The sequence below is a fragment of the Picosynechococcus sp. PCC 11901 genome, from assembly GCF_005577135.1.
GTDB lineage: Bacteria > Cyanobacteriota > Cyanobacteriia > Cyanobacteriales > MRBY01 > MRBY01.
Map to the genome: position 1 here is coordinate 612,608 of NZ_CP040360.1, position 16,589 is coordinate 629,196.

General features: G+C 50.8%; 13 protein-coding genes. 7 read left to right on the top strand and 6 right to left on the bottom strand.

What is annotated here, in order from left to right; genetic code table 11:
- Window positions 1-104: 104 nt before the first annotated feature.
- Window positions 105-1,586 carry a glycolate oxidase subunit GlcD gene (gene glcD / locus FEK30_RS03940; RefSeq protein ID WP_138071937.1) on the top strand — a complete coding sequence of 494 codons (1,482 nt, stop codon included), beginning with the start codon at window positions 105-107 and terminating at the stop codon, window positions 1,584-1,586.
- 63 nt (window positions 1,587-1,649) lie between these two features.
- Here glcD and FEK30_RS03945 read toward each other — a convergent pair whose 3' ends face one another.
- The 3 genes from FEK30_RS03945 to FEK30_RS03955 form a co-directional block, all read right to left on the bottom strand.
- Window positions 1,650-2,762, bottom strand: a complete 1,113-nt coding sequence (locus FEK30_RS03945) for a VWA domain-containing protein (RefSeq protein WP_062436387.1) — start codon at window positions 2,760-2,762, stop codon at window positions 1,650-1,652.
- A gap of 181 nt (window positions 2,763-2,943) precedes the next feature.
- Window positions 2,944-3,354 carry a type II toxin-antitoxin system VapC family toxin gene (locus FEK30_RS03950; protein ID WP_255447942.1) on the bottom strand — a complete coding sequence of 137 codons (411 nt, stop codon included), beginning with the start codon at window positions 3,352-3,354 and terminating at the stop codon, window positions 2,944-2,946.
- An 89-nt stretch (window positions 3,355-3,443) separates the two neighbouring features.
- Entirely contained in the window at window positions 3,444-3,686 is a 243-nt protein-coding gene (locus FEK30_RS03955) for a hypothetical protein (protein WP_099240001.1), read from the bottom strand.
- A 222-nt stretch (window positions 3,687-3,908) separates the two neighbouring features.
- Between FEK30_RS03955 and FEK30_RS03960 the strand changes: the two genes are divergently transcribed.
- Both FEK30_RS03960 and FEK30_RS03965 read left to right on the top strand, forming a co-directional pair.
- Entirely contained in the window at window positions 3,909-6,320 is a 2,412-nt protein-coding gene (locus FEK30_RS03960) for a GH116 family glycosyl hydrolase (protein ID WP_138071941.1), read from the top strand.
- Between the two features lie 152 nt (window positions 6,321-6,472).
- The gene (locus FEK30_RS03965; protein ID WP_138071943.1) at window positions 6,473-7,894 is read left to right on the top strand and encodes a diguanylate cyclase; all 1,422 of its coding nucleotides are present in this window, start codon (window positions 6,473-6,475) and stop codon (window positions 7,892-7,894) included.
- Between the two features lie 77 nt (window positions 7,895-7,971).
- On the opposite strand, the gene FEK30_RS03970 is transcribed toward FEK30_RS03965, so the two are convergent.
- Window positions 7,972-9,390, bottom strand: coding sequence for a gluconeogenesis factor YvcK family protein (locus FEK30_RS03970; RefSeq protein ID WP_062436397.1), 1,419 nt, complete (start codon window positions 9,388-9,390; stop codon window positions 7,972-7,974).
- Between the two features lie 404 nt (window positions 9,391-9,794).
- Between FEK30_RS03970 and FEK30_RS03975 the strand changes: the two genes are divergently transcribed.
- From FEK30_RS03975 to FEK30_RS03990, 4 genes are all read left to right on the top strand, one after another.
- On the top strand, window positions 9,795-10,475 hold the full coding sequence (locus FEK30_RS03975; RefSeq protein ID WP_138071945.1) for an MBL fold metallo-hydrolase: 681 nt from the start codon (window positions 9,795-9,797) through the stop codon (window positions 10,473-10,475).
- A gap of 72 nt (window positions 10,476-10,547) precedes the next feature.
- Entirely contained in the window at window positions 10,548-11,081 is a 534-nt protein-coding gene (locus FEK30_RS03980; RefSeq protein WP_099239993.1) for a rhodanese-like domain-containing protein, read from the top strand.
- Between the two features lie 54 nt (window positions 11,082-11,135).
- Window positions 11,136-11,987 (top strand): sulfite exporter TauE/SafE family protein, encoded by an 852-nt coding sequence (locus FEK30_RS03985; protein WP_255447943.1) that lies wholly within the window; start codon window positions 11,136-11,138, stop codon window positions 11,985-11,987.
- Window positions 11,988-12,356: 369 nt separating this feature from the next.
- Window positions 12,357-14,183 (top strand): two-component system response regulator, encoded by a 1,827-nt coding sequence (locus tag FEK30_RS03990; RefSeq protein ID WP_255448009.1) that lies wholly within the window; start codon window positions 12,357-12,359, stop codon window positions 14,181-14,183.
- 107 nt (window positions 14,184-14,290) lie between these two features.
- Here FEK30_RS03990 and FEK30_RS03995 read toward each other — a convergent pair whose 3' ends face one another.
- Both FEK30_RS03995 and FEK30_RS04000 read right to left on the bottom strand, forming a co-directional pair.
- Window positions 14,291-14,668: a hypothetical protein gene (locus tag FEK30_RS03995; protein ID WP_099239989.1), complete on the bottom strand. Its 378-nt coding sequence runs from the start codon at window positions 14,666-14,668 to the stop codon at window positions 14,291-14,293.
- Between the two features lie 130 nt (window positions 14,669-14,798).
- Window positions 14,799-16,436, bottom strand: a complete 1,638-nt coding sequence (locus tag FEK30_RS04000; protein ID WP_138071949.1) for a vWA domain-containing protein — start codon at window positions 16,434-16,436, stop codon at window positions 14,799-14,801.
- Between the last annotated feature and the right edge of the window lie 153 nt (window positions 16,437-16,589).

Below are 16,589 nucleotides of genomic sequence, written 5' to 3' on the forward strand. Positions count from 1 at the left end.
GCGTTTGCTTAGGGGCCAGCAACCGTAACAAAATCTGCGGTTTGTGCTGGGGCGACTCAGCCAAGGGATAAGATAGAAACCACTGTGCTTTCCTGAAAATAGCAATGGTTTTTTCGTCAGTATCCTCAACGCAACAACGAGATTGGCCCTGGATTCGGCGGCGACTGGTGGAAATTGTCGGGCGGGATGGCGTTGTCCGGCGTAAGGAAGAAATTCTTACCTATGAATGCGATGGCCTCAGTGCCTACCGTAAACGGCCTGCCCTGGTGGTGCTCCCCAGAACCACTGCAGAAATTGCGGCGATCGCCAAATTTTGCCACGAGCAAGAAATCCCCTGGGTGGCGCGGGGGGCCGGGACAGGGCTATCGGGGGGCGCTTTGCCCCTAGAAAATGGCATTTTAATCGTGACCGCGCGGATGCGAGAAATCCTGAATGTGGATCTCGAAAATCAGCAGATTACCGTGCAGCCAGGCGTGATCAATAATTGGGTCACCCAAGCGGTGAGTGGGGCTGGCTTTTACTATGCCCCCGACCCTTCGAGTCAAACGGTCTGCTCCATTGGGGGCAATGTGGCGGAAAATTCTGGCGGTGTCCATTGTTTTAAATATGGCGTCACCACGAACCATGTACTCCAACTCAAAGTCGTCACCCCCACGGGGGATGTGGTCACCCTTGGCGGCGTTGTGCCAGAAATGCCGGGCTATGACCTGATGGGCGTTTTTGTGGGATCAGAAGGGACTCTGGGCATTGCCACGGAAATTACCTTGAAAATTTTGAAGCGACCGGAAGCGGTTTGTGTGCTTCTGGCAGATTATACATCCATCGAGGCGGCGGGAAATTCGGTGGCGGCGATCGTCAGTGCGGGCATTATTCCAGCGGGAATGGAGATTATGGACAACTTTAGCATTAATGCGGTGGAAGATATCGTCAAGCTGAATTGTTACCCCCGTGATGCGGCGGCTATTTTGTTAATCGAAATTGATGGGATGGCAGCGGAGGTCAAGGCAGCAAAGGAACGAATCAAGGAAATTTGCTTAGCCCAGGGAGCGCGGCAAATCACCAGCGCCAATGATCCAAAAACCCGGCTGAAATTGTGGAAAGGGCGTAAATCAGCCTTTGCGGCGGCGGGCAATATTAGTCCCGATTATTTCGTGCAGGATGGGGTGATTCCCCGGACAAAGTTGGCCGAAGTGCTAACCGAGATTAATGCCATTGGCGATCGCCACGGGTACAAAATTGCCAATGTCTTCCATGCGGGGGACGGCAACTTACATCCGTTAATTTTGTATAACAGCGCCATTCCAGGGGATCTAGAAGCCGTAGAAAAAGTCGGCGGCGAAATCCTTAAGCTCTGTGTTGCGAAGGGGGGCAGCATTTCCGGAGAACATGGCATCGGCGCGGACAAAAAAATGTATATGCCGGATATGTTCAACGAGGCCGATCTCGAAACCATGGGCTATGTGCGAGAAGCCTTTAATCCAAAGGGATTAGCGAATCCCGGCAAGCTGTTTCCAACCCCCCGCACCTGTGGCGAATCGGCCAAGATGACCAATGTGGCCGATCTAAAAAATAGCGAGATTTTTTAATGGGTCAGCCTAGGTTCGCTGCCCACAAAATTGCTGGAGGATGATTAATTTGCTCCCATAGCCCTAGCGGGGCAAGACAAACCCCTTGCGCGCCAGTTGACTCCGCAGGGCTTGGATCATCACGTAGTCGAGGGTATCTTTGGCGTCTTCATCGCTGGGCAAGCTGCTGAGATAAGCTTCCCGTTGGGCCGTCAGGTCACGAATTTGGGCCTGAATTTGTTCGCGTTCTGCTTGGGTATTGGCGATGTAGGCTTCTTGTTCTGCCAGACTAAGACCCTGCAATTCCTCTGGTAGGGCTGTTTCTGCGAGGGTTTCAAGACTTACTTCTGCTTCGGCGATCGCATCGACAAGATCCCAAGAACTGTTGCGGTAGTAGGCAGAGCTTTTCGAGATTCCCCGCGTCACAATGGCGGCCCCAGCATTCGCATCCTGTACCAATTGTCGCTCTAAGCCCTGCTCACCTAGACTGCCGTAGGGCAGATAAGTTTGGTTTAGTTCATCATTCAGGCGACGAATTTCAGCGTCATAGGGAGAGGGTTGAATCACCACAGCGCGATTTTGGTCGATATTAAAATTGGCCCCATCCCCCAACTCGGCTCCAGCAGCCCACAGATCCCGCTCGCGACTTTCGGCATTGCCGCAGTAGATTGTATTGACCAGAACATCTTGATTTTTGGCGAGATTCACCGCCTCGGCCCAGTTCACACTCCCCTGATCAAAGGGTTCATTCCCCGCAATAAAAATTGTCCGGAAGTCTTCGGGGTCGCTATCCCAATTGAGTTGGTTAATGGCATCTTGGATCACCCAGCCGCTATATTCCTGGCCGCCATTGGTGCGGATCGTAAATAATGCCTCTGAAACCCCGTCCAGTTCCGCTGTGAAATCTGTCAGTTGACGGTTAAAGCCTTCGTCGGGGGGTAAAGAATCATTGCCATAGTGGTATAGGGCCACCTCTAGGTCGGGGATTTCGCCATCTTTGCGCACATCTGTTAGGGCATTGACCACCGTCCACAACTGGCGGCGGGTCTGGTCAATGAGGCCATCCATACTATTGCTAGAATCCAGCAAAATCGCAATTTGGATCGTGGGTTTTTCTGCCGCCCAAACTCCCCCGGTGATCATGGTTAGGCTAGTGGCGATCGCCCCTACCGATAACGTTCGTTTGAATTGAAACATCTTTACCATCTCCCCTCGAATGTCATAGAAAACGTTTATTCTTCCCTGACGTGAAAATCCCTCCTTTTGTTCAATGTCACTCATCCAAATTGCTTTCAGCTAAAAATTAAGGCTTAGATAAAGAGTCAAGTTTCCCTAAATGAGAATAGGTCTAAATAAAATGTCACTCAAGCAAAGAACATTACTCCCAATCTGTCCAACGCAAACCATCAACACGACTAAACTCCTTGACATTGTGTGTTACTAAGACCAAGTCATTTGCTAAGGCGATTGAGGCAATTTGTAGGTCATATGCCCCGATAATCAATCCACGCCTTTCTAAATTGGCTTTGACCTGCCCGAATGTCTCGGCTGCTCGACCATCAAAAGGCAAACTGACATACTGATCGCAAAACTGGCGATATATTCGTAAATTTTCCTCTCGTCGTTGACTTTTCCAGGCTCCATGGAAGAGTTCTGCCTTGACAACATCACACATGACGATTTCTCGACGAGGCACTGTCCAGAATTTTGCTAATACCCCACTACTACGGTTTGTCAAAAAACGAATACAGGGAACCTCGAAAAATTCAAAATTTCGCCAGATCGGCAACGTATCCTCGTTGTTTCAGGCTCAAAAAATCGTCAAAAAAGCAATTAATCGAGGTTCCCTACAGGTATTTGTATCAAGGAGATAAATCATTAATCCCAATCCCGCGGCGTTACCTCACCCTGATCTGCCCGCTCGAACTCACCCATCCAGCCCCCCGCAACTGTCTCAAAAAAATCTGCCGGATAACCTAATGCCTCAACGGTCTCTAGGCTTGGTTCTGTTTCTACGGTGATCAGCAGCTCAATTTCTTGACCCATCAATTCCGGTGGCATTTGGATATGAACCTTTCCATCTTGATCCACTTGGGAGCGAATCCGTAGTTGTGTCAGCATTTAACCTCTCCTCCTTGGCTTTTCTCCTTGGACAATATCAATTTAGCTAAAAACCTTGGACTTTTGAGAGACACTCCTCTAACTCCCCTCCAGGGGCACCCCTCTAACTCCCCTCCAGGGGAGAATACCCTGCGGCCACCTCCCTCTAGGGAGGATAGTTCAGGGAGAGAATAAAGGCGATAGACTGAAAGCTGTATTTAATCATGAGATCAGCCCGTCCCTATGAGTCTGTTTGCAGAACCCCCTGTCATCCCCGATTGTGCCTGGAAACGTCCCCTTGGTTTGGGATGGGATCACCCCTACACCGTCCGCTATGGCAGTAATTTGGATGATGGCCCCTGGCATGGGATGCCCCTCGGTGGGTTTGGGGCGGGTTGCATCGGGCGATCGCCCCGGGGAGATTTTAATCTGTGGCATTTAGATGCGGGGGAACACACCTTTCGCAATGCTGGTGCTTGTCAATTTAGTGTCTTTGAACAGCCGGAGGGAGAAGTAGCCCAAGCCTACGCGATGAGTACCGTCGCCCCTGAGGATGGCACCTTGGGCAGTTGGCAATGGTATCCCGCTGAAAAAGGCACCTATGCCGCCCTATACCCGCGCAGTTGGTACGAATATCAAGGGGTTTTCGCCGCAGAGCTAACCTGTGAACAGTTTTCGCCGATCATTGCCCAGAATTACCAAGAAACCAGTTATCCCGTTGCCGTGTTTGAGTGGACAGCCCACAATCCCACTGATAAGCCGATCACCATCAGTATTATGATGACTTGGCAAAACATGGTGGGGTGGTTTACCAAAGCCCAAAAAACGCCGGAGGTGGTACTGCGGGATGACGGCTCCCCGGTGTACGAATACCAATCCCGTTGGGGCGATAGCACTGGCAATTTAAACCAGTGGGTACAAGACCGCTATCGGGTGGGCTGCCTGCTGAATCGGGTGCGGCCCCATGCGGATCTCAGCGAAGGGGAAGGCCAACTGTGTTTTGCGACGGTGACGAATCCGACTTTGGAAGTCTTTTATCACAACCGTTGGAACCCGGTGGGGGATGGCCGCGATGTGTGGGATTATTTTGCTGGGAATGGCTCCCTGCCAGACATTGAAGATGAAACACCGGCTGCACCTGGGGAACAAATTGCCGGGGCGATCGCCGTACGCTTTACCCTCCGACCCGGCAAAACGAAGAAAATCCCCTTCTTTCTCGCCTGGGATTTGCCTGTGATGGAATTTGCGCCGGATATCACCTATTTCCGCCGCTACACAGACTTTTTTGGCCGGAGTGGGAATAATGTCTGGACGATGATCCGCACGGCGATGAAACATAGCGATCTCTGGAAAGAACGGATCGCGGCCTGGCAACAACCGATCCTGGGGCGGGATGACCTGCCGGATTGGTTAAAGATGGCCTTATTTAATGAGCTGTACCTCTTAACCCAGGGGGGCAGCCTCTGGACGGCGGCCACGGAAAATGATCCCGTCGGTCAGTTTGGGGTTTTAGAATGCCTCGACTATTGCTGGTACGAAAGCCTCGATGTGCGGATGTATGGTTCTTTTGGTTTGACGATGCTCTGGCCGCGACTGGATAAAGCGGTGCTAGAAGCCTTTGCCCGGGCGATTCCCACCAGTGACGATACCCAACGGATGATCGGCTACAACAAGACCATGGCCACCCGCAAAGTCGCTGGGGCAACGCCCCATGATCTGGGGGCACCGAACGAACATCCTTGGGAAGCCACCAATTACACCGCTTACCAGGATTGCAACCTCTGGAAAGATTTGGGGTCAGATTTTGTCCTGCAAGTGTACCGGGATTTTGTGATGACCGGGGCCGAGGACACGGAATTTCTCTGGAGCTGTTGGGGAAGTGTCGTCACAGCCCTTGATTACCTGAAGATCTTTGATCTAGACGGCGATGGCATTCCCGAAAATGGGGGCGCACCGGATCAAACCTTTGATGACTGGAAGCTTAAGGGCATCAGTGCCTACTGTGGGGGGCTGTGGATCGCGGCCCTCGAAGCGGCGATCGCCATGGCAAAAATCCTCCAACAAAGTCCCAGTCACTTTGAAGAACACCAAAATCAAGTCTCCGCAGCAGAATTTGAGCAGGCGATCGCCACCTACCACACCTGGCTCGACCAGGCCCGGCCCCTCTACCAGGACACCCTCTGGAACGGCAGCTACTACACCCTAGATACGGGGAGTAATTCCCGCGTGGTGATGGCCGATCAACTGTGCGGTCAATACTATGCCCAACTGCTCAATCTCCCCGATGTGAACCCCGGCGATCGCACTGCCACAACCCTAGCTACCATTTACACTGCTTGTTTTGAAAAATTCCATGGCGGTCAATTTGGTGCGGCCAATGGCCTCAACCCCGACGGCACCCCCGAAAAGGAAAATGATACCCATCCCCTCGAAGTGTGGACAGGGATTAACTTTGGCATTGCCGCCCTAATGATTCGTAATGGGATGCAAACCGAAGCCCTGCGGATGGTGGAAGCCGTAGTGAAACAGGTTTATGACAATGGGTTACAGTTCCGCACCCCCGAAGCGATTACGGCCAATGGTACCTTCCGCGCCTGTCACTACCTGCGGGCCATGGGTATCTGGGCGATCTACGATGCCCTAGGGGCAATCTAACGCCTCAACTAGGGGCAAAAGGGAAGAGATCCTCACCAAATTTGTCACCGTCCCCTGCTAGTTTTTACGAGCCAACAGGACAAAATAGAAATAGCGGGCAAAATTAGACTGCGATATTTTCCTCCCCCGGCCCGTGGAACTCCAGGCTGCTGATGAAACGTTTTCCCTTTTCCCAAGCCCTGATTTATCTTGGTGCTGCTTCGGTCTGTACCCTAGGGATTGCTGTGATCTTGGGTTGGTATTTGCGCCTACCAGAAATCATTCAGCTTCATCCTAGTTTTGTGCCGATGCAGTTTAATACGGCCCTGGGGTTTGTGTTGGTGGGGCTGGCTATGTTTGCCTTGGGGCCGATGAAAAGAGTGGCGATCGCCCTAGCGATCCTCATCGGCCTCTTGGGGGGATTGACCCTAGCTGAATATATCTTTGGCCTAAACCTCCCCCTGGATGAACTTTTCATGCACCATTACATTGTTGTGGCGACCTCCCATCCAGGACGCATGGCCCCGAATACCGCCCTCTGTTTTTTCCTGACCAGCATTGCATTGTTTTTGATTACGCAGCCGCAACAAAAAAGAAATTTGCTGGGGGGAAGTTTTTTGGGGGCGTCGGTGATGGGATTGGGGACGGTGGCTTGTTTGGGCTATCTTGCGAACATTGAGACGACCTACGGTTGGGGGAAGCTGACGCAAATGGCGGTTCATACCTCCGGTGGTTTTATCGTGGTGGGTCTGATCGTCATTCTCCAGGCGCGGCAGTTGAGTCTACAAATTCACCGTCGGGTATCAAATTTTTTCTTTCCTCTGGCATTGCTATGGCTGGGATTAACCTTGACGATCGCCCTGTGGCAGGCTTTTTTTTCCAAGAGATTGCTAGTGGCCGAGGACACCAGCCAGAGTTTATTTGAGCACCCAGTGGCTTTAGGGATCTTAATTTTAGGCAGTTCTTTATCTTTGGTATTGGCGATCGCCGTGTGGTTTGCGATCCGTTTGCAAGCCCAGGTCGAAGCGTTAAAACAGGCCCAACAGAAAATTTTGATGTTAAATCAGGAACTTGAGGAACTTTCCCACTTGGATGGGCTGACGGGCATTGCTAACCGCCGCATGTTTGATCTCACCCTAACAAAGGAGTGGCAGCGGGCGGTGCGATATCAGTATCCCTTGGCTCTGATGATGATCGACATTGATTTTTTTAAAAACTACAACGATCACTATGGGCACCAAAAAGGAGATAAATGTATTCAACAGGTTTCCTCTTGGGTAAATTTGATGGCCCGTCGCCCAACGGACTTGGCGGCCCGCTATGGAGGGGAAGAATTTGTGCTGCTATTGACCAATGTCGATTTTGCGAGCGCGAAAAACATTGCCCAGGAACTGATCAAGGCGATCGCCAAGGCCAAGATTCCCCACCCAAAGTCACCGATCAGTGAATTTATTACGATCAGCATCGGTCTCCATGTGGCCCAACCCCAACCCCAGGCGGATATGGGGCACTTCATTTTTCAGGCCGACAAAGCTTTATATCAAGCGAAACATGAAGGGCGCGATCGCATTGTGACATCGAGGGTTTCGGGGTAGAACATCACCCCTCTAGCTCCCCTCTAGGGGAGAGAGAACACCCTCCGGCCTAGCGGCCACCTTCCCCAGGGAAGGATCTATTTGGTGGGGGGATGGGCCATTTTAGTTTGGACTTCGGCGGCGCGGCTAAACCAACGTACCAACATCCCCGCTAGACGTTCATGGTTGTGGCGGACATAGCCTGTGTCTGGGTCTTCGTCCATGATGTTGGCAATCACCACCCGTCGCCTCAGTCGCCCTACTTCTTCGCGGTCGAGAAATACAGGGTGGGAACGTTCGAGGGCATATTTACGGAGGGCCGCTTCCGACGGCGATCGCTGGTGGACAAGGACAGCATCGAAGAGTTTTTTGCCACAGGCGCGGTCAATGGCTTTGATGTGGTCAGCGACGGTATAACCATCGGTTTCTCCCGGTTGGGTCATGATATTGCAGACATAAATCCGGGGGGCACCACTACGGGCGATCGCCTCGCGAATTTCCGGGACTAACAAATTGGGGATCACGCTGGTGTAGAGGCTCCCCGGCCCCATGATAATAAAGTCGGCTTCTTCAATGGCCTTAACTGCTGCGGGGAGGGCTGGCGGATTTTCGGGCCAACAACCCAACTCCATAATGTGTCCCCCAGCCTCTGGAATATTAGATTCTCCTTCTATAACTCGGCCGTCGGCCATCCTCGCCCAAAGCTTCACATCACTGAGGGTCGCTGGCAAAACTCGACCGCGAATCGCCAAAACCTTGGAACTAGCCAGCACCGCCTGTTCGAGATCCCCAGTAATTTCGCTCATGGCCGTGAGAAATAAATTCCCAAAACTATGGCCCACTAACCCATCGCCAGCCTTAAAGCGATATTGAAATAATTCCGTGAGGAGTCTTTCTTCGTCCGCAAAGGCCGCAAGACAGTTACGGATATCCCCTGGCGGTAGCACACCGATTTCCCGGCGCAGTCGTCCCGAAGAGCCACCATCGTCAGCCACCGTCACCACGGCGGTAATGTTGCTGCTGTATTTTTTGAGGCCCCGCAATAGGGTAGAAAGACCTGTCCCGCCACCAATGGCAACAATTTTCGGCCCTTTATTTAAGCGCCGGTGGTTGTGGAGCATATCAACTAATTCTTCGTCCCCATCGGGATTTAGCACCGTGGTAATTGCCCCAAAGGTGCGATTTTGGCCCCAGAAAATCAGACTCAAACCAGCGGCGATCGCCACTGGCCCAGAAATATTACTCGGAACCACCGCCGTTAACCATTGCAGGAGTGCGCCCATCAAAGCCAACAGCCGGGAAACAGGGGTTAAATTCAGCCAAATCGCCAACCCCAACGCCGTAAATAGAACCCCCAAAGCACTCATCAAGAGCCATCGCTTGACCGAGAGACCCGGCATCATCCATTTGAGCCAATGGTTGAGGCGATGTTGTGGGTGATTTTTAGTGACTGCCATTGGTCGTGGATAGGCCCGGAGGTTTTTGCGGAAAGGACGACGAAATGGGTTGATCAGCATAATGGTGCATCGTTGAACAGCAGAGTCACCCCAGGGGGAGCATTGCTTAGGGTTGTTAAAAAAAGAACACCCCAAGATCAAACAGGAAAAGAACCCCTTTTTTACAAAAATTTTCAGAATTTTTGCTTAGGTCTACCATAGGGCGGAATGGCGCTTCTGAATGTAACAAACTCCACGCCTACACCTTTGATTTGCGGGGTAATAGTCCAATGATGGGCAGAATTTAGATTTTTGGTGGACTGGCCCCGTCACCATGAGTATAGGCATTTAAACGGGGGGAGCGAGGGGAAATTTCCCCCAGAAACCTAAAAAAAGCCTAAAATTTTCTATTGATAAATTACTTTTTAGTGATATACTTATATTTAACGACCAGCTTAGTCACTCAGCTGCTGTCTTTGTGAACCATGCTCTTTCGCCAACTTTTTGACTACGAAACCTATACCTACACCTATCTTGTGGCTGATCCTGAAAGTGGTGAGGCGGCCTTAATCGACCCTGTGATTGAGCAAGTGGAGCGGGATCTTAAGCTTCTGCAAGAACTGGGTTTGACGTTAAAGTATTGTCTCGAAACCCATGTCCATGCTGACCATGTGACGGGAACGAGTCGGCTCCGGGAAAAAACGAACTGTTTGGGGATTGTCCCCCAGGGGGCAGAAGTCGCCTGTGCGGATCGTTCCGTTACCGATGGAGAAGTGCTCAAGGTCGGTTCCATCGAAATTCAGGCGATCGCCACCCCCGGACACACCGATAGTCACATGGCCTTTTTAGCGAATGGCACCCATCTATTCACGGGGGATGCCTTGTTTATCCGGGGCTGTGGCCGTACCGATTTCCAGAGTGGTGATGCAGGCACCCTCTACGATTCGATTCAAAAACTATTTCGTTTACCCCCCGAAACCTTGGTTTATCCGGGCCATGATTATCGTGGGCAAATGGTTTCGACCATCGCTGAAGAAAAGCAATTTAACCCCCGCCTCAAAGGCGATCGCCAAGCCTTTGTTCACCTGATGGATAACCTCAACCTCCCCGACCCGAAAAAGATTATGGAAGCAGTGCCCGCAAACCAAGCCTGTGGTAATGTTTAACTCTTTTTCCCTGGCAAGCAAGCCATTTTTCGTCTCGGATTACACCCAATCATCACCATTTTTTTTAGTGCAATGACTACTACCCAACAACAATTACTTGAACTTTCACCCGCCGAGTTTGCCGCCCAGGTCAATTCTCCCAATACCGTCGTTTTCGATGTGCGCGAACAAGCTGAATACGCGAGAGAACACGTGGCGGGAGCGCAAAATATTCCCCTGTCTCGCTTGACCGTAGACACCGTGCCCCAGACAACGAAAAATGTGATCCTTTATTGTCAAAGCGGCAATCGCTCCCGACGGGCGGCAGAATTATTCTTTGCGGCAGGCTATTACCAAGTGGCCCATTTTGACGGCGGATTTACGGCCTGGAAGGGCGCTAACTTGCCCTACAACGAAGATAAAAAAGCGCCTTTACCGATGATGCGCCAGGTGCAAATTGTCGCCGGGGGTCTAGTCCTCGTCGGTACATTACTGAGTGCGTTTGTCTCTCCTTGGTTTTTGCTACTCACAGGATTTGTCGGCTCTGGGTTGATGTTTGCGGGCTTTACGGGCTTCTGCGGCATGGCGAAAATTTTGGCCCGTCTCCCCTACAACCGAGTCAAATAGATTTAACGAACGACATTGCTCCCCACAGTTGCTGGGGGCTTTTTTTTGGAGGATATGATGCAGCTCTTGGGATATTTTTTAGCGGCTTGTATTGGAATCAGTCTGGGCTTGATGGGGGGCGGTGGTTCGGTGTTGGCGGTGCCGATTTTGGTCTATGTGATGGGGGTTGACCCGAAAAGTGCGATCGCCATGACGTTGTTTATCGTCGGCATTGTCAGTGCCGTGGGTTTGGTGCCCCACTGGCGACAGGGGAATATTAACTTGAAAAAAGCAGGGATTTTTGGCTCGGCGACCATGGTGGGGGCTTTCCTGGGGGCGCAGTTAACCCGGTTACCCTTCATCACAGGGACGGTGCAGCTATTGCTGTTTGCGGTGATGATGTTGATCGCGGCGATTTTTATGATTCGCAAAAGCGGCAAGGCGATCGCCCACCAAGCAAATGAGCCACACCTTGAAGATTATCCGGCCCCGGTGTGCCGTTACTGTTGGCTGTGGTTGCTCACGGAAGGTTTGGGGATTGGCATTTTGACGGGGCTAGTGGGAGTTGGTGGGGGCTTTGCGATTGTGCCCGCCCTGGTGTTACTCGGTAAAACGGAAATGAAAGAGGCGGTGGGCACTTCCCTGGTGATTATTGTGATGAATGCGATCGCCGGATTCCTGGGTTACTTTGGCCAGGCTGATGTGGTTTTTGATTGGCATCTGATGGTGAACTTTACCTTTGTGGCGAGCCTGGGAATTTTACTCGGCGGCTACAGTGGGCGCTATTTCAATGCAAAACAACTCCAAAAGGGCTTTGGGTATTTTCTCTTGGTAGTGGCGGCTTTTATTTTGTTTCAACAGCGCGATCGCCTACCCCGGTTGACGACCTTGCCCGAAACGACTGTGGCGATCGCCCAACAGAAATAAACAATTCCCTTAGCGAAAGCAATCTTTTGGTTTTAATTTTCCACGGAAAAAAATTAGAGTAAATACCCCAGATTTACTTTTTTCCCGCCACCGTGTTACATTTCTACACATAACGCCTTTGATTTTCATAAATCAAAATTAAGGCGAGCCAACATTTTTCGCGCGTAGCCACCCCGCTAGTCCGAGGTTTGACCCCGAACCTCCAACGTTTTTGAGATAGCAATTGGCATCTACAGCGCAATGATTGTGGCACTTAATGAAAGAAAACATCCTTACAGAAACAGCGAACATCCAATTATCTGATGGCAAATAGCTTGGTTTCTTTCCCCGAAAAAATGTTCCACCAACGCCCTGAGATGCTGAGTGAATATGTCTCCTAACAACTTTTCCGTCCAAAATGATGTTTCCTCTGGCCTGCAAAATCCCGGAGAAATCACGGCGATTCTCGTCATTGAAGACGACTACGTTATCCGTAAACTGACTCGAAGAATTCTTACAAATGCTGGCTACATCGTTATCGAAGCGAGTGATGGTGAAAAAGGAATTCAGGCAGCCAAGGAATATCACCCGGATCTCATCATCTGTGATGTGATGATGCCCCATTTGAGTGGTTATGACGTTTTGGCACGGCTCCAGCAACAGGAAGCAACGGAAATGATTCCCTTCATTTTTTTGACGGCCCAAGCAGAGGGTCAGCAACTCCGCCAGGGAATGGCATCCGGAGCCGATGATTATTTGATGAAACCGATCCAAGCTGCAGAACTCCTCAAGGCTGTCGAAGTACGTCTCAACAAATACTCCAAGGTCAAACAATACTATTCCGAGCAGTTAAACCAACTGAGCGAGAAAGATAGTCTCACCGGTCTACCGAATCAAAATAGGATTACCTATGCTTTTGAAAAGGTGGTGGCACAGTTACCCCTCGGTCAAGAAGATAGTGAGACAGTGCCCTCCACTCCGCTTCTCTCCATTGGTCTAGACCGCTTTCAGCTCCTTAATGAATACCTTGGCCACGGTATTGTCAGCGCTTTACTCAAGCAGGTAGGCGATCGCCTACAACAAACCTTAGAGAAATATGGCACTGTCGTTAGTCTCAACACTTCAGAATTTTGTGCGATTCTTCATCCCCTAGAACATCGCCACGAAGTCGTCAACATTGCCGAAGAAATCCTCGCGGCCTTTAGCTCCCCTTTTACCACAGAAGACCAACAGGATGTTTTTATCAGCCTCAGCATCGGCATCGCCCTCTACATCAGAGATGGCATTACCCTTGATGAACTGCTCAGTAATGCCCACACAGCCATGTTGCGAGTTCAAAAACAAGGGGGCAATCAACACGCTTTTTATTCCGTCGCAATGAACGTGGGCCGCTTGAATACGGTTTCCCTCGAAGCCGACCTACGGCAAGCTCTCGAACGCAACGAACTCGAAGTTGTTTACCAGCCGAAGATGAACTTGCAAACGGGCAAGGTGGTTGGTGCCGAAGCCCTCTTACGCTGGTTTCACCCAACCCGTGGTTTGGTTTTGCCCAATCAATTTATTTCCCTGGCCGAAGAAACCGGTTTAATCATCCCGATTGGGGAATATGTCATGGAAGAAGCCTGTTGCCAATTGCGTCGTTGGCAACTTGCGGGCCTCAAGGACTTTTATATGTCGATCAATCTTTCGGCAAAACAATTTACCCAACTCAATCTGCACCATCGCCTCAGCCAAATTATTATCAACAATCAATTGCAACCCCAAGATATCCAACTGGAATTGACAGAAAGCACCCTCGTGAACAATGGGGAAGTATCGATACGACGTTTAAAGGCCTTGCGGTCTTTGGGTTTGAAAATTGCTTTAGATGATTTTGGCACGGGTTATTCTTCTTTAAGCTATTTGCAGCAGTTTTCCTTTGATACCCTCAAACTAGATCGCTCCTTTATCCATGGGATTCACCGGAACCGTGTTAATATAACAATTATTACCGCAATTATTGAAATGGCCCACAATCTCAACCTTAAGGTAGTTGCTGAAGGGGTTGAAGATGAGGGAGAGTTGGAATTTTTGACGCGATTTAACTGTGATGAAATCCAGGGCTTTTTGTTTAGTCGTCCCATCAAAGCAGAGGAGTTTTTGAGCTCTCCTTTCATGGATCTTGAGCCCTATAGTTCTCCTTTTATGGATTTTGAAGCCTATACGGATGTTGCTTAGGTAACTGAACGGTTCCTTTGAACTCGCTTAAATCAAATCAAGAAATAAGATCACCCCGGTCAAAGTTTTCAGAAAACAGCACCATGGTGATCTTGTTTTTTTGTGAGTTATCTTCCGGGCAGACCCAAATGCATTTTTTGAATAGCAGGAAGGAGAAGTTCCGCCTGGGGTTGGGGAGTCGGTGTCACAATAGTGCCGGGTAGACAAGGGCCAAGCTGGAAATTTACTTCCTGGGGCCGGGGCTGCCAACCTTCTGGGCAGGTCAGAGGTTTGGGTTGAGCCTGCTGAGGACTTGGTAGAGGCGTGGCAATGGTACCGGGTAAGCAAGGGCCAAGCTGGAAATTTACTTCCTGGGGACGGGGGGCCCAGCCGGTCGGGCAACCGCTAGGGGGTGGCGGCGCTGCGTTAGCACTAAAGCTACTCCCCATTAAAATCATGGTGCCAAGCATTAAACCTTTGCCAATGGTGCGTCGTGTGATTTTCATTGATCTGTTCTCCGAAGGATATGTTTCATTTCGTGGTGCTATGTAGTGGCCGGGTAGCAGACCCTATGCACTTGGCGATCGCCTAACCCACAACCTACGGGAGAACAAAAAACTGCGTTGGTCTTCTTCCTTAAAATTTCAAAGCCTGGGCCGTTTTAACCAGTTGAATAAATTCACTGCGATAGCCTTCTGGATCTGCTCCTTTGCTGCCCTGGGCCAGTTCTAAAACTTGATCAAAGGAACTTTCGCCACGGTAGGGGGAGTCCCGCAATAGCATCCCAAATTCCGCTACCGCCGCCGCAAACCGAAAATCTGGAGAGGCTTGATCTAGGGGTGTACTGTCATTGGCGATCGCCTGGGTGATCAGTGCCGAATTATCGCCAGTGGGGGGTTTATAGCGGAGCTTCAATTGCAGCAATTCCCCCGCAAAATTCCCCGAATTGGATTGCGTTTCTTGGTATTTCAAATCATCCACCGTCGGCAACTCCACGGGCGAGTCAACACCCACCGGCACAATTTCATAGAGAGCCGTCACCGTATGGCCAGCCCCCAATTCCCCCGCATCCTTAGTGTCGTCATTAAAATCCTGGGCCGCTAACAGGCGATTTTCGTAACCCAACAGACGATAAGCCTGCACCTGGGCCGGGTTAAATTCCACCTGAATTTTCACATCCTTTGCCAAAGTTAAAAGCGTGCCACCCATTTCCGTCACTAGCACCTTTTTCGCTTCGAGGATGTTGTCGATGTAGGCGTAATTCCCATTCCCGTTATTGGCGAGCTGCTCCATCTTGGCGTCCTTGAGATTGCCTGTACCAAAGCCCAGCACCGTCAGAAAAATATCCTGCTCTCGCTTTTGTTCGATCAGACGAATTAGTTCTGCATCGCTGGACATCCCCACATTAAAATCCCCATCGGTGGCCAGAACAATTCGGTTATTGCCATTATCGAAAAAGTTTTCCGCCGCTTCCTGGTAAGCCAATTCAATGCCTTCACCACCCGCCGTGGAACCCCCTGCTTCTAAGTTATCCAAGGCCGCCAGAATAGTTTCTTTTTCGGCCCCAGAAGTCGAGGGCAAGACTAAACCCGCCGCCCCGGCATACACCACAATGGAAACGCGATCCTCTGGGCGCAACTCGTTCACCAATAACCGAAACGCTGACTTGAGAAGCGGCAATTTATCGGGATCATTCATCGACCCCGACACATCAAAGAGAAACACCAAATTGCTGGGGGGAAGGGCTTCATTTGCAATTTCCTGGCCCTTAATACCAATGCGGAGGAGTTGGTGCTGGGGTTGCCAAGGAGCTTGGGAGAGTTCGGTGCTAATGGCGAAGGGTTGATCGTCCGGAGCCGGATAGTCATAGGTGAAATAATTAATCATCTCCTCTAGGCGCACCGCATCAGCGGGAGGAAGCTGACCATCATCTAAAAAGCGCCTGACATTACTATAGGCCCCAGAATCTACATCAAGGGCAAAGGTAGACAGCGGTTCAGTGCGCACCAATTGGAAAGGATTATCGCGGATGAGGTTGTAATCTTCTTGGGAAAGATCTGGCGCTTCCTGGGGAATGTCTCCATCGGGAGGAGGCATCACCGGCATGGACTCCGTTTCTGCCACTTGGGGGGCCATGGCATCCATCCCTGTGTCTGAAGTTCTCTGGGAGGCCATCTGACAACCCGCAAGGATCTGTCCCCCCAACAAACAACCACTGAGGAGGAGGGTGAGGGAACGTTGGGACAACGGTTTACGAGATGATGAAGTGGCCATGGGCTGACCTCCAGGAGAAGAATTACCTTCAACCTAACACCGTCTTTTGGGGCGATCGCCTAGGTTCAAAAAACTGTAACGGCAGGAGTCAATGGGGATTGAATTCCCTGGGCAATCGTGGGTTAGAATGAAACACGCTCAACGCCAGTGCTT

Coding starts and splice junctions, on each gene's coding strand:
- FEK30_RS03975 (WP_138071945.1), top strand. CDS start 9,795: ATGCTCTTTCGCCAACTTTTTGACTACGAAACCTATACCTACACCTAT.
- FEK30_RS04000 (WP_138071949.1), bottom strand. CDS start 16,436: ATGGCCACTTCATCATCTCGTAAACCGTTGTCCCAACGTTCCCTCACC.
- FEK30_RS03945 (WP_062436387.1), bottom strand. CDS start 2,762: ATGTTTCAATTCAAACGAACGTTATCGGTAGGGGCGATCGCCACTAGC.
- FEK30_RS03980 (WP_099239993.1), top strand. CDS start 10,548: ATGACTACTACCCAACAACAATTACTTGAACTTTCACCCGCCGAGTTT.
- FEK30_RS03995 (WP_099239989.1), bottom strand. CDS start 14,668: ATGAAAATCACACGACGCACCATTGGCAAAGGTTTAATGCTTGGCACC.
- FEK30_RS03985 (WP_255447943.1), top strand. CDS start 11,136: ATGATGCAGCTCTTGGGATATTTTTTAGCGGCTTGTATTGGAATCAGT.
- FEK30_RS03955 (WP_099240001.1), bottom strand. CDS start 3,686: ATGCTGACACAACTACGGATTCGCTCCCAAGTGGATCAAGATGGAAAG.
- FEK30_RS03970 (WP_062436397.1), bottom strand. CDS start 9,390: ATGCTGATCAACCCATTTCGTCGTCCTTTCCGCAAAAACCTCCGGGCC.
- FEK30_RS03965 (WP_138071943.1), top strand. CDS start 6,473: ATGAAACGTTTTCCCTTTTCCCAAGCCCTGATTTATCTTGGTGCTGCT.
- FEK30_RS03990 (WP_255448009.1), top strand. CDS start 12,357: ATGTCTCCTAACAACTTTTCCGTCCAAAATGATGTTTCCTCTGGCCTG.
- glcD (WP_138071937.1), top strand. CDS start 105: ATGGTTTTTTCGTCAGTATCCTCAACGCAACAACGAGATTGGCCCTGG.
- FEK30_RS03960 (WP_138071941.1), top strand. CDS start 3,909: ATGAGTCTGTTTGCAGAACCCCCTGTCATCCCCGATTGTGCCTGGAAA.